Origin of the sequence: Rhodococcus sp. 05-2254-5 (assembly GCF_002258575.1) — a bacterium.
GTDB classification, from domain to species: domain Bacteria; phylum Actinomycetota; class Actinomycetes; order Mycobacteriales; family Mycobacteriaceae; genus Rhodococcoides; species Rhodococcoides fascians.
Map to the genome: position 1 here is coordinate 297482 of NZ_NOZG01000007.1, position 12796 is coordinate 310277.

Sequence of the window (12796 nt, forward strand, 5' to 3'; positions counted from 1 at the left end):
TCGAAAGAACCCACGATCTCGTCGAGGTCGTGGGTTCTTTTGTGTTGTCAGGCAGCAGGATTGGTGGCGACGGCTGCGGTCGATGCGTCGGCTTCGAGGAATGCGATGGGCGTCGAGCAGGCGGCGCGCAGTGCCCGTCGGATGGTGTCGGCATCGACTACGTGCGAGTGGAACGATGCGGCGACGCGAATGGAGTCGCGTAGCCGTGCGGTCGTCAGGGTGATGTGTCCGTGGCTCGCGGGTGCCACCATGACTCGGTACGAACCCTGTGTCTCGCCGACGAAGGCGATGTCGTTCAATCGGGCATGCCGGCCCATGTCGGACAAGGCCAGACGGATGGTGTCGGGTGCGGTGGGCGGCAGGGTGTCGGTCGCGCGGCCGGAGCGCAACCTGGCCAGTTTCGAGCGAAGTGCGACCAGCATCAGGTTTGCGATCGGGTGCCCGCAGTCGATGATTCGTCGCCATTGGCGGGACAGGAGAACGGTGTCGGTCGTGTCGGGGAGGTAGACGTCGATACCGGCCGACAGGTTCGCAAGGGTGGTCAGCTCGGGTGGTAGGTACCGGCGAACGTCGAACAGCACTTTGGCGACATCGTCGACGGCCAGTCCTTCGGCGCGCAGTGCGGCATCGAGGGCGGCGAAGAACAGGATCGAGATCGACTGTCCGGGTCGGTAGTCGTCTCGCCACCTCGCCAGTTCTCGGGTGCACTCGATCGTGGCGGCCGCGGCCACCACCTCGACGGGTGAGCCTGCGGCGGTCGATGCCGCCTGTGTAGATGCCGTCTGTGTGGACCCGTGACCGGCCGACCCGCCACCTGCATGCTTACGTCCGCACACTCCGATACTCGGGTGAATGCGTGAGCGCAGCAGCCGGGGAAGCCGCCTGGGATCGGTTCCGAAACAGAGCATCGCTGCTACGGCGAGCGGGTGACGCGTGCGCGCTGCCGTTGCCCAGCGGGGCACGATGCCGTTGCGAGCGTCGGCATCAGCGAGTGTGTGGGAGAGGTTGATGATCATCTGACCGTCGCCGAGCCCGTGATCCATGTAGAACACCACGTGGTCGCCGCGCACCGTGATGGACAGTGGCTCGGCGGGGTCGTGCGTGGCCAGTAGCTGCGACATCGCGGTGTCGTAGTCGTCCTCGGTGATCGCGGAGTCTTCCCGGACGGCGTTCAGCGGGGCGTCGGGATCGTATCGCCAGCGACGGGTGCCGGAATCTGGACGTAGGCCCACTCGCGCGGCCGGGCCGATGCTCATCGTCGTGCGTAGCGCCCGGCGGATGCCGTCGACGCCACCATGATCGACAGGACCGAAAGCCACCACGGTCCAGTTACCCGCAAGCGCGACATCGGTCTCGTGAACCGTGACGTGCGAGGGAAAGACCACGTTCATCGCGTAGGTCCCTTCCGATAGACGGCTTTACTTCTTGTTTATGAAAGCCTCAGAAGCAGTATGAACTCAAATGGGTATTCCAGCCAACTCTGAGTACGATGTAATGGAGTCAAACAAACTATTGGACAGGAAACCGGAGTCTTGGACGGAGTCAGCGAAGTGCAAGTACTCGCGGTCTCGCTGTCGACGTCGGTTGGCGGAACCGATCACAGTCTGCGAAACGTGGCGCTGGCATTGCGGCCCCTGGGCGTGACCGTCACTCTGGGTGCGCCCGGTGGCAGCGACACCGAACAGTGGTGGCGAGCAGCCGGCCTGCCGTTCTTGCCGCTGGACCTGCCGCAACGCATCGGAATCCATCGTCAGGGCGTGAAGTCTCTGCATCCCATCGGCGGGCTCGCGGCACAGGTGCCGAAGAGCGCACGCACGGTGTCGATACTTCGGCGAGCTGCCCGCGACTTCGACGTCGTACATTCCAACCATCTGCTGCTGCATCCCGACGCGGTGCTCGCGTCCCGACTCGCACGCACCCCGGTCGTCGTCGAATTTCACGACATCGTCCCCGCCGGACCGGGGCGCACACTGCTCGCCGCGATCGCGACGACGGCAACCCACACGGTGGCCGTCAGCACAGCTGCAGCACAGCAACTCCCGACGCGTGCGCGTGGACGGGTGAGCGTGGTGCACCAGGGAATCGACACCACGGCCTTCGCGCCGGGTGCCGGTGACCCGGCTCTGCGGGCCGACATGACCGCCGACCCCGATGCTCCACTGATCGCAGCCGTCGGCCGGATCGATCGCGAGAAGAAGCTCGACGTACTGATCGACGCCGTGGCGCGGGTGCGTCGGTCCGGAGTCGACGCGCATCTGGCGATCGTCGGAGCGCCCAGCGAGGACGACGGTGGCTACCTCGTCGAGTTGCAGCAGGCCGCGGAACGGTTGCTGCCCGGTGCGCATCGTTTCCTCGGCCGGACGGACGCGGTGGCGTCGACATTGCGTGCCGTGGATGTGTTGGCCTGCCCGTCACAGGACGAGCCCTTCGGGCTCATCGCCCTCGAAGCACAGGCCTGTGCGGTGCCGGTCGTGGTGAGCGACACCGGGGGCCTGGTCGACTTCGTCTCGCACGAGCACACCGGCCTCGTTGCCCGAACCGGCGACGTCGACTCGCTGGCCACGCAGTTGTGCAGGATGCTGACCGATCGCGGCCTGGCCGCCACCCTCGCCGAGGCCGCGCGAGGGCAAGCAGTCGCGCGATTCGATTCCCAACATCGCGCGAAGCATTTCGCCGACATCTACAGTTCAGCAATCGGGAAGAAGCGCATCACATGACGTGACGCATCGGCTCTGCAGCGGAGCCGACGACGCAACCCAGCCGTGCGGATGTCGGGGCATCCGCACGCACACGCTCGTACCGAATCGGAGTTCTTGATGCTCGACCACATGGCCCCCGGCGTCCCGCGCCGCCGCACCCCGCAGCGGGTCGGCGTTGCCGTTCTTGCCGCGACTGCGACCGCGACCCTGGCCGGGGCCGGCTGGGTCCTCGCACCCAGACGGTCGCCGGAACCCCTGCGCGCGGCAGAGCCGTTCGTCGACGGCGACCTCATCACCGTCGTCGTGGGAACCGTGGGCAGGCCGTCGCTGTCGGGCACGGTCGAGGCCGTGCTCGCGCAGTCCTACCCGGCCGTGGAGATCGTGGTGGTGGACAACGCACCCACGTCGGGACGGGTGGACGACGCGTTGAGGTCGATCGACGATCCCCGCTGCATCGTCGTCCGTGAGCCGCGCCGCGGGGTCTCGCGAGCCAGAAACACCGGTGCCCGGCACGCGTCGGGCCGCGTGATCGCCTTCACCGACGACGACGCCGAACCGGATTCGCAGTGGCTCGCCGCCGTGGCGCAGGTGTACGCGGCAGACCGAGACGGTGTCGTGGCCGGGGTGACCGGACAGGTCGTCGGACTGGCGGTCGAGACCGATCAGCAGCGGTGGTTCGAGGAATCGGGGCTGTTCGAGAAGGGATCGACGCGCACGGTCTGGACCCTCGCGCCGACCGGATCGATCGACGAAGAACTGGGTGCACGCGGCACCGCAGCACTGTTCCCCTACACGGCCGGGGAGATGGGCAGCGGCAACAACATGTCGTTCCGAAAGACTGCCTTCGACTCGCTCGCGGGATTCGACGAGAGGATCGGACCGGGCACGCCCACCAAAGGCGGTGAGGACCTCGAGCTCTTCCGACGAGCGGTACTGCGCGGGGGAACGATCGTCTACGACCCGACAGCCGTCGTCGGCCATCATCATCGAGCCGATCACGAAGCGTTGCGCGAGCAGATGTTCGGGTACGGAAGCGGAATGGCCGCCATCGTCACCAAACTCTTCCTCGACGGCGGAGCTCCGGCCCGCGCACTGCTCGGCCGGCTCCCGACCGCATTCCGCATGCTTCTCGCGCCCGAGGAGAACCGCTTCGCGGACGGGGCTCCGCCGATGCCTCGCGACCTCAAGCTCACCGAGCTCTACGGCTACCTGTGCGGGCCGTTCCTGTACGTCAAGGCCATCACGGTTCGCGGCACCGGGATCAATTCGTGACGATCACCGACACCACCGACGCACCCGAGGACGCAGTAGGTCGAGCCGATCCGACGCGTCCCGACTCGAGCTACCGCGGGGCGCAGGCGCTGCTGTTCGCTGCCGCAGCGGTCGCCATCGCGTCGACGGTGCTGGCCATCCTCGCCGGATCCGATCACGCGGGTGCGGTACCCAACGGACTCCGGGTCGCCGTGGTCGTCGCCGCCGTGACGCTGTTGCCCGGGGCACCCATCGCGGTGCTGCTGCGCCTCCGACAGCCGGCACTGGTCGGTTCGGTGACGGTCTCGATCTCGTTCGCGACGATGCTGATCATCGCGCAGGCCGAGGTCGTCACCGGGAATCTGCGTCCGGTGACGGTGCAGCTCTACATCTGTGCGGTGTCCGCCGCGCTCATTCTGTGGGCGTCGCGAACGTTGGTGCCTGCGGTGCCTCGACCGCGCCCGGACCGGACTGCGGTGGTGACCCGGTACGCACTGCTCGGCGCGGTGGCCGTCGCCGTCGTGCTGTTCGCTCACGCGACGAAGGTGCTCAGGCCGCAGGCGTCCGGCGCATTGGGTGTGATCACCCACATCGGCTTCAGCTACCTCGTCGCGCTGGCGATCGTGGCGGCCGTGATCGCCGTGGCGCTGTCGCGGGCCCGACTCGACCCGGTGGTACTCGGCGCGGCCGGTCTCGCTCTGATCATGTTCACCACGATGTACGTGTCGTTGGCCGACGGCGTCACGTCGATCCCGACGGCGTACACCCATCGCGGGCTGATCGACATCATCGCGTCATTGCAGGGTCTGCCACCGCCGTCGGACGCGCGATTCAGTTGGGCCGGGTTCTTCTCTGCCGGAGCTCATATGTCGGGTGCCGGCGCGTTGTCGGACCTGTCTCCGATGCTGCTGTGGGCTCCGCTCTTCTACGGCGGCGTGACCATGTTGCCGCTGTACTCGATCGCGTTGTCGCTGACCGGGCGCAGGCGCGTGGCGTGGATCGCGGTGATCCTCTACCTGTCGTTCAACTGGTACCAGCAGGACTACTTCGCGCCGCAGCCGACGGCGACCATGCTGTACCTGACCATCTGCGCCTTGCTGCTGTGGCAGTTGCGCAGTGCGCCCCTGCCGTCGGCCCCGCGGTCGTGGCGTCGGTGGATCGTCACGGTGCCGAGGCGAACTCTGGGCACGGTTCCCGGTGTCGGTGCCGGCCGCACCCTCGCGATCGAGGCGCTGATGATCGTCCTGATCGCGGCGATCGTCATCACTCACCAGCTCACGCCCATCGTGTTGATCGCGGCGCTGTTCCTGTTCTCGCTCACCGGAACCACGCGATACCGACTGCTGTGGCTGTTCGCGGTCGCGCTGTTCGTGGCCTGGTTCAGCTACGGAGCCGTCGACTACTGGAAGGGCCACCTCGCGTACGTGCTCGGCGATGTGGGACAGGTGTCGGGCGCGGTACAGGGCGGCGTCAGCGACCGGATCGGTGCCGATCCGCTCTACCAGAAGATGCAGTATCTGCGGTTGGCGGCGTCGGGCGCGCTGTTGATGTTCGCGTTCGCCGGTTGGCTGACCTACCGCCGACGCAAGACGTGGCTCATCGGCGGCTTGCTCTGCATGGTGCCCTTCGGTTTGGTATTGGTGCAGAGCTACGGCGGTGAGGTGGTGATCCGGTGCTTCGTGCTGGCGTCGCCGTTCATCGCGCCCTACGCCGCGGACGCGTTGGTGCGCACCTTCGCGATCATTCGACGGTTCACGGGTCGATCGGCCCAGCCGCGGCACTGGTCGCGCACCGTCGCCGCGACCGCGGCAATCCTCGGAATTGCCTTGATACTGACGGCAACTCGCGGGTTGAACACCTCGTTCGAGCACACCGACGAGGATCAGATCCGATACGGAGACGCATTGATGCGGTCGGTTCCGCAGGGCTCGGAAATCATGGTCATCGGAACGGCGGCCGGGCTGGTGTCCGCACGCTACTTCGACGACGTCAGAGTGGCGACCATGGAATCGTTCGAGTGCCTCGACGATCTCAGCGGGTGCGTTCGAAAGGAGAACCCCGACTTCGTGTTCACCACTCGACAATCGTCGGCGCAGATCTACCTGCAGTACGGATATTCGCAATCGGTCGTCGACCAACAGCTGGGCATGTTGGTCGGATCCGACGAGTATCGCGTGGTTGTCGAAACCGCCGACCTGACCATTCTGCAGAATGCGTCCACCCCACCGGTGGTGCTCAAATGACCGATCTGTGGCTCGGCTTCCTCGCATTCGGTGCCCTGTTCGCGGCGCTGATCGTCGCGTCGGTACTACGCGAACGCGAGGTGCCCTCCGACGGTGCGATCGGGCGCGGCGGCAGCGGACGCATCAACCGCGCAGTGGTGCTCTCCGCGACACTGATCGTGCTGTTGCTCCTGGCCGCAGTCGTCGTGATCGTGCGGTTCCAACAGATCGCGATCTGGGAGTGAGAATCTTTCGTAGCCTGTCGGTGGCCCTGCTGGTCGTGGCGACGACGGTGTCCTGTGCGCAGTCGAGCGGACCCGGACCCGCGTTGGTCAGCAGCGAACGGTGCGACCCCATGGCGGACGACGTCATGTCGGGTGAAGCCGTGCCCCGGGAGGACCTGCCGGGGTGGCGGCAGACCTTCGTCGACGATTTCGACCGGTGCGATCTCGGTGACGACTGGGGTGCGTACTACGGCCAACCCGGAGGCGACCCGGCCAGCTGGTGGGAGTACGAACAGGCCTCGGTCACCGGTGGCGCACTCCGGCTGCGCGCCGAGCAGAAGGACGGCCGCTGGGTGACCGGCGGCGTCTCGAATTCGCCTGTGTCACAGAGGTATGGCAAGTGGGACGTACGGCTGCGTGCGGACCGCTCCGACGAGATCAGCTACCACATTCTGCTGTGGCCCGCCGACGAGGTGTGGCCGCCGGAGATCGACATCGCCGAGAGCGCCGACGGGACCAGGCAGACGATGTCGTCGTTCCTGCACTGGAGCGGTGCAGAAGGAGACCGTCACTTCTCACAGGCGAATCTGCAGTTGGACACCAACGACTGGCAGACCGTCGGAGTGGAATGGGACCCCGAGCAGATCAGGTATCTGGTCAACGGAAAGGTCTGGGCGCGAACACCACTGGGAGCATCCATCCCGGACAAGCCGATGTGGTTGGGCATCCAGGCCCAGGCGGGCGCCTGCACCAAGCTCGAATCCTGGGGTGTCGGAGAATGCGGCCTGGCGGGAACACCCGACGTCGCGAACGTGGATGTGGACTGGGTGTCGGTGTACGAATCGGACGGGACACCGTCCGTCGTGGAGGACACGCCGTCGGGATCGGTTCTGCTGGAACAACAGAACTGACCCGCCGGCCTACGACGTACGAACCGTCAGGCCCGGGTTCTCGGCGAGAATGTTGTTGATCGGCGTCGCGAACAGTTCCGGGCGCTGACCCTGCAGCATGCTGACGACGGTCGCGATCTCGCACGAGGGTTGATCGCCCACGTTCGACGCGTTCGCGATGCCCACGGCGAGCGTGCCACTGACGATGGGGCCACCGCTGTCGCCGCGCAGCGCGCAGATCGACGTGGAGAAGCTGCGGTCCAGGACATTGCCGCCCATGGTGACGTGCTGGCCCGTCGACAGGATTGTGCCGCAACTGAATCCGGTGGTGGCTCCGGATTTGCAGACCGGCGCGCCGACGACCGGATCCACCGTGCCGGTGATCAGCAGTGGGCCGGATCCGGGAACTCGCATCGCGTTGCTCTCGAATTCCCCGGTGTTGCCGTCGTCGATGTCGATGAGCGCATAGTCGTTGTGCGCCCGGCTGGTTCGATAGAACGATCCGAACTTGGAGCCTACGAGGCTGCCGTACATGGGGTACGCGCCCGTCGTGACGGCGGAACCGGTGCTCGACTCGCCCGGATCACAGTGTCCTGCAGTGATGTTGACGGCACCACGCGTCGGGTCGACGGCGTTGAAGCCCAGCGAGCAACGTAGACCTGCTCCGGCCGGGGTGCCGGCGAGAAAGCTGTCGCCCCCGAGATACGAACTGGCGCGAATGGGCCCTGCGGTGAGCGAGGGATCGAACGGCACCCGGTCGAGGAGCGGACCGAAGGCATCGAGGACGGGGGCCGGGATGTCGAATACAGCCCGGTCGATCACGAATCCGGCGGCCGTCGCCGCGTCGACCACATCCGCGTGGGACGGTCCGTCGGCGACCGCAACGACCGGCAGCCCGGCCGCGTCGAGATGACCACGGACCGCCGGGCCGACGGCGGTTGTGAACTCGGCCAACCGGCGCGCTGCGTCGGCGCGGTCGAGAAACTGCTGAGGGCTGAGCCCGAGATCGCGTGCCACAGCGTCGGCCAGTGACGCCGGTTCGGGCGGTGCCGCAACGGCAGCGGGTATAGATACCACCGTCATGAAGAGCAACGAGACAGCAGTGACCGATAGTGCACACGCACGGCGACGCATAACGACCTTCCCCCCGGGCATCGAACGATGTGATGCCGTTCACTTCGCACAAGAACTATAGGGGGTCGGAGGCCTCGGGCGTACCGGTTTACCCGGTTCGGACAGTAGCTCCGGTCGCGCTCGTCACCTGATCGATGGGAATGCCCAGGCTGGCGGTGCCGCCGAACTGCGCCAGCGCGAGGTTCGCCTCGGTGCAGTCGGGTGCTCCACCGCTGTTGGATCCGCTGGTGATGCCGAGTGCCAGCGTGCCGGTGACGATGGCCCCGCCGCTGTCGCCGGCCAATGTGCACGCTGTGCTGGCGAAGCCGCGCACGGTGCGCGACGTGCCGTCCTCCATGAAGAGCTGCGTCTCGACGCGGTCGGCGGCCACCACTCCACACGTGAACGACGACGACTGCCCGGATTTGCAGACGGGGGCGCCGATGACGGGGGATGCCGTTCCGGTGACGGTGACGGTGCTGCCGTTGGCCCCGCGAACGGTGGGACGGTCCAGCCCGGCCTTCTGTCCGGCGGCGTCGAGGCCGATGACCGACCAGTCGAGGCCGTCCGGTGCTCCCAGGCTCGAGCGATCGAACGAGCCGATCTGGGAGCTGCGCGCGATGTCGGCCGGATCGGGCAGGTACACCGGTGCTCCGCCGGCGCCCGTGGCCTTGTTCGGATTGCAGTGTCCCGCAGTCAGATTGACGGCGCTGCCGTCGGCGTCGACGGCATTGAAGCCGAACGAGCAGATGCTGATCTCGGTCGGCGGTGCGTCGGCGATCGGCCCGGCGGTGGTGACGTACGTGTCGCCGCCCATCGGTGCCGGGTCGGCCGGCTTGTTGCCACCGGGGGAGAGCATCACCTTGATGTTGGCCAGCAGGGTCGGCAGGTTCAGGGCCTTGCCGATCGGACTGTTCGCCACATTCAGCACGATCTGGTTGTCGATGAAGTCGATGGCTGTGCCGTTGATCTGCTCCGAGATCTCACGCGGGAGGCCGGCGATCCACGTGTTCAGATCTGCCAGCGACTTCTCCAGCCCGTCCGCGGACACCGGCGACTGCGCGGTGGCATAGCCGTCCTTGGCGACGGCCTGCGCGGCTGCGGGAGAGGTGACGGCGACGACGGCATTACCGTCGGGCCCGATCCAGGCACCGGCGAAATCGGCGGGTCGGCTCGCCCGGAAATCCGACGCGTAGGCCGACAGCTCCTGCGCACGTGCGGCACGATCGAGGTACTCCTGCGGGGAGATCTTCAGATCTCGCTGCACGGCTTCGACGAGCTCTCGCGGAAGCTGATCGGCGGGCGACTGAACCACAGGTTCGGCCGCCGCTGTTCCGGAGAACGAAGCAAGAAGTACGAAAGCCGTCGAGCACAGCACTGCAGTACGCAGAGCCCCGGTGTTACGCATGAAATCCCTTCATCGGGTGCTTGGCATCAGCGCCCCACCCTAGGGCATGCGCCACCGAACCAGTGTTCGCCCTGGTCAGGGAACTTCAGCGGTCGTTGAGGTGGTCGTCGTGGTCGTCGTAGTGACCGGAGTCGTCGTTTCCGCCGGCGTCGTCGTTTCCGGAGGGGTGGTCACCGCGACGGGCGGTGTCGTGACCACCGGAGGCGGTGCCGGTGTCGGTTCCGGAGCGGGCGGCGGCGCAGGCAGGGGAGCCGGTTCGGGCGGGGTGTACTCCTCGGCCGTCGGCTCCTGCACCACCTCGGGAGCAGCCGCGGGTGCGGTCGTCGTGGTCGGTGCGGTCGAGGGCACCCGCGCGGAGGTGGTGACCGGTGATCCGGCGTCGGTGACGGTGGGCGGTGTCGTGGCGGGTCCGCTGCTGAACACCCCACTCAGGGCTGCGATGACGAGAACGATGACCACGCCCGCACCGGCACCGGCGATGATCGTGGTGACGGTGCGCGAGCGCTCGCTGCGTTCCTTCTTGTTCTCGGTCTTCGCACCGGCGAACGCGGTTGCGGCGTACTGCTGGGTCGCGGTGTCTGAACCGTCGGGATCTCCGGCCGGAACGATGGGCTCCGAGCGCAGCTGGGACGGGCCGAACACCGGTGCCACCGCCGGTATCGCCTCGGAGAACGCGAGGGGCGGCGGCGGAGCGACCACCGGGATCGCGTCGGTATCGAGCGAGTCCGTGCCGTCGTTGCGAGTGACCACCGGCGCTGCGCCGGTCACCAACGAGTTGCCGTCGACGTCCTCGATCTCGGCGATGTTCAGTGCGCCGCGAGCCGCAGCGAGCGGCTCGACGAGAAGCGCGCCTGCGGTGCGCTCGCCGATGTCCGCGACCACCGAAGGTAGGGCAGCACTGCCGCCGGTGAGCACGACCGTGCCGGTCGACGGCACGTCGAGCAAGCCCAACGTCGGCGCGATCAGGTCTGCGAACTCGGCGCGGGTGACCGTCGTCGTATCCGAGACGCCGGGCAGCTCCACCGCGATCGTGGCCACGTCCGCGGTGCTCAACGTGTGTTTCGCCTGCTCGCAGGACGCGACGACACCGGTGAGAGAAGCCAGAACTGCGGCGTCGGACAGGTCGAGGTGTTCGCGATCGGTCACGACGTGATCGAACAGGGCATCGGTGAACACGTCGCCGCCGACAGCGTTGGTGCGCTCGGTGCCGCCGCCCGGATACGTCGAGATGTCGGTGCCGGTGGCCCCGATGTCGATCACCGTGACGGCGGCCCCCGGGCTCGGCTGCGCGAACGCGCTCGCGGCCTTGGCCTCGGGAACCAGCGCGACGTCGGTGAGACCGGTGTGATCGAGGGCGTCGCGCAGCAGAGCGATGTTCTCGCGGGGCCATCGCGTCGGATACGTCATCGTCGTGACGGGCGTGGACGCCGATTCGGACGTCTCGGAGAACATGCTCACGAGGCAGTTCGCGGCGTTGGCCATCAGATCCTCGGCGCGATACGCGTCGGCATCGGGTTCGAGATCTTCTTGCATTCCGACCAGATCGACGAAACGAGTGAACGGCGCGGTGTCGACGGACTCTCCGAGATGAGCGCGGCCGTCATCGTCGAACCTCAGTGTCGTCGGCAGTACGACGACGGTTGGTTCGAACGCGGTCGAGTCGCGATACACCGCAACGGATCTGGTGTTGCCGATTGTGATTCCGAGATGCCCGGCACCGCTCATGGAGTGCCGCCCGTCGTGGCTCCGGCCGGAGCTCGGTCCTGCGGAGCGAGACGTCCGGCCTGGGTGTTGTCGTCGGCGTTCTCGTCGGGGGTGGGCTTCGGCGGGTCCTCGGCGGGTTCGTCGTCGGGCAGCTCGGGTCCGACCGGTTCGTCGTCGGTCGGCGGCGTCGTGGTGGGGTCCTCGGTCTCGGTGGCCTCCGGAAGGTCGACGGCGGGTCGCGTGTCGACCTCGGCCGCGTCGCGTTCGGAGCGTCGCTCTCGGGTCGGATCCGTAGCCGTGGTGGTGGTCTCCGGCGTGATGATCGGTGCAGGCGAGACGGCGGGCACGAGTTCGGCTGCCGGTTCGACGACGGCAGTGGGGAAGTCGATCGGCCCACCCGGCCGGATTCCCGACGTCGTCGTCGGGGGCGCGACCTGAGCGTTCTCGATGGTGGGCACCGGGGTGTCGGCGGATGTGCCGAGCTGCAATGCGATCACACCGGCACCGACCGTCAGCGCCGCTGCGAACGCCGCGGCGGCGAACAGTGGGGCGGTGAACAGGGGACGACGGTCGGCGCGGGTCGGTGCGCCGACGCCGAGGCGTTCGGTGACGGCGTCGACCGGGTACCGGGCAGCCAGAAGCGCTGCACCACGAGCCGCGGCGACGGCAGTGTCCTTCTTCTCCATGGTTGCTCGCATCGACGAGTTCCAGGCGTCCAGCGCCTCCTCTTCCGATACGAGCGCAACGTGCGCCAACCCGTGCCCGTTCATGGCCGCACGCAGGGCGAACACCTGCTCGGCGGTCCAGCGGGCCGGGTAGGTGGCGGCCGCAGCGAGATCGCCGGGGCGCAGATCGATCGACGACGCCACCTCGGTGAGCAGGCACAGCAGCGCCATCGACGTCAGCTGTTCGGCGGGGAAGACGGTGCCCCGGCTCCCGGTGACGCCGTCGCCGAGCGCGTCGAGGAAGTGCGTGTACGCCTCGGAGTCGTTGTCGGTGGCGTCACCGAGTGAGACGGTGCCGTCGGGGTGAGTGTTGAGCACGGTCGAGTGCAGGGACGCCAGATGCAGGGAGGGGCCGGGCGCGATGGGGTGCGACACGGCCGCAACGGCCTGGTCGTCGTCCAGATAGAGGCCGACGTCCGGTGCGCCGATACTCGCCCCGCCGGGCTGCTCGGTCATGCGGGCTGCTCGGTCATGGGGATATCTACCTGTCCTGGGCTCGGAGTCGATGTTCGGTCGTTATGTCGCTTCGGATCCTCACACAGTTACACCCGCAGTAGGGG

The 12796-nt window shown here is 67.3% G+C and carries 10 protein-coding genes; 5 read left to right on the forward strand and 5 right to left on the reverse strand.

Going from position 1 to position 12796, the window contains the following annotated elements; translation table 11 throughout:
- Positions 1 to 47: 47 nt before the first annotated feature.
- Positions 48 to 1391, reverse strand: a complete 1344-nt coding sequence (locus CH278_RS06755) for a hypothetical protein (RefSeq protein ID WP_094621501.1) — start codon at positions 1389 to 1391, stop codon at positions 48 to 50.
- Between the two features lie 159 nt (positions 1392 to 1550).
- Here CH278_RS06755 and CH278_RS06760 point away from each other — a divergent pair, with 159 nt between their 5' ends.
- The 5 genes from CH278_RS06760 (at position 1551) to CH278_RS06775 (ending at position 7307) form a co-directional block, all read left to right on the forward strand.
- The gene (locus CH278_RS06760) at positions 1551 to 2717 is read left to right on the forward strand and encodes a glycosyltransferase family 4 protein (RefSeq protein ID WP_179274471.1); all 1167 of its coding nucleotides are present in this window, start codon (positions 1551 to 1553) and stop codon (positions 2715 to 2717) included.
- A 99-nt stretch (positions 2718 to 2816) separates the two neighbouring features.
- The gene (locus tag CH278_RS06765) at positions 2817 to 3971 is read left to right on the forward strand and encodes a glycosyltransferase family 2 protein (RefSeq protein ID WP_179274472.1); all 1155 of its coding nucleotides are present in this window, start codon (positions 2817 to 2819) and stop codon (positions 3969 to 3971) included.
- On the forward strand, positions 3968 to 6193 hold the full coding sequence (locus tag CH278_RS06770) for a hypothetical protein (RefSeq protein ID WP_032399215.1): 2226 nt from the start codon (positions 3968 to 3970) through the stop codon (positions 6191 to 6193). The genes CH278_RS06765 and CH278_RS06770 overlap by 4 nt, the downstream gene beginning before the upstream one ends.
- On the forward strand, positions 6190 to 6417 hold the full coding sequence (locus tag CH278_RS27400; RefSeq protein WP_176457115.1) for a hypothetical protein: 228 nt from the start codon (positions 6190 to 6192) through the stop codon (positions 6415 to 6417). The genes CH278_RS06770 and CH278_RS27400 overlap by 4 nt, the downstream gene beginning before the upstream one ends.
- Complete coding sequence (locus tag CH278_RS06775; protein ID WP_179274473.1) at positions 6414 to 7307, forward strand: glycoside hydrolase family 16 protein; 894 nt, start codon at positions 6414 to 6416, stop codon at positions 7305 to 7307. The genes CH278_RS27400 and CH278_RS06775 overlap by 4 nt, the downstream gene beginning before the upstream one ends.
- Positions 7308 to 7316: 9 nt before the next feature.
- Here CH278_RS06775 and CH278_RS06780 read toward each other — a convergent pair whose 3' ends face one another.
- The 4 genes from CH278_RS06780 to CH278_RS06795 all read right to left on the reverse strand — a co-directional run bounded on the left by CH278_RS06780 (position 7317) and on the right by CH278_RS06795 (position 12692).
- A complete protein-coding gene (locus CH278_RS06780) occupies positions 7317 to 8369 on the reverse strand; it encodes a S1 family peptidase (protein ID WP_179274474.1) in 1053 nt (350 codons plus the stop codon).
- Between the two features lie 139 nt (positions 8370 to 8508).
- Positions 8509 to 9807 (reverse strand): S1 family peptidase, encoded by a 1299-nt coding sequence (locus tag CH278_RS06785; RefSeq protein ID WP_032371871.1) that lies wholly within the window; start codon positions 9805 to 9807, stop codon positions 8509 to 8511.
- A 75-nt stretch (positions 9808 to 9882) separates the two neighbouring features.
- Positions 9883 to 11532 (reverse strand): Hsp70 family protein, encoded by a 1650-nt coding sequence (locus CH278_RS06790; protein ID WP_094621506.1) that lies wholly within the window; start codon positions 11530 to 11532, stop codon positions 9883 to 9885.
- The gene (locus CH278_RS06795; protein ID WP_094621507.1) at positions 11529 to 12692 is read right to left on the reverse strand and encodes a hypothetical protein; all 1164 of its coding nucleotides are present in this window, start codon (positions 12690 to 12692) and stop codon (positions 11529 to 11531) included. Before CH278_RS06795 ends, CH278_RS06790 begins: the two co-directional genes overlap by 4 nt.
- Between the last annotated feature and the right edge of the window lie 104 nt (positions 12693 to 12796).

Coding starts and splice junctions, on each gene's coding strand:
- CH278_RS06755 (WP_094621501.1), bottom strand. CDS start 1,391: ATGAACGTGGTCTTTCCCTCGCACGTCACGGTTCACGAGACCGATGTC.
- CH278_RS06765 (WP_179274472.1), top strand. CDS start 2,817: ATGCTCGACCACATGGCCCCCGGCGTCCCGCGCCGCCGCACCCCGCAG.
- CH278_RS27400 (WP_176457115.1), top strand. CDS start 6,190: ATGACCGATCTGTGGCTCGGCTTCCTCGCATTCGGTGCCCTGTTCGCG.
- CH278_RS06780 (WP_179274474.1), bottom strand. CDS start 8,369: ATGACGGTGGTATCTATACCCGCTGCCGTTGCGGCACCGCCCGAACCG.
- CH278_RS06785 (WP_032371871.1), bottom strand. CDS start 9,807: ATGCGTAACACCGGGGCTCTGCGTACTGCAGTGCTGTGCTCGACGGCT.
- CH278_RS06790 (WP_094621506.1), bottom strand. CDS start 11,532: ATGAGCGGTGCCGGGCATCTCGGAATCACAATCGGCAACACCAGATCC.
- CH278_RS06795 (WP_094621507.1), bottom strand. CDS start 12,692: ATGACCGAGCAGCCCGGCGGGGCGAGTATCGGCGCACCGGACGTCGGC.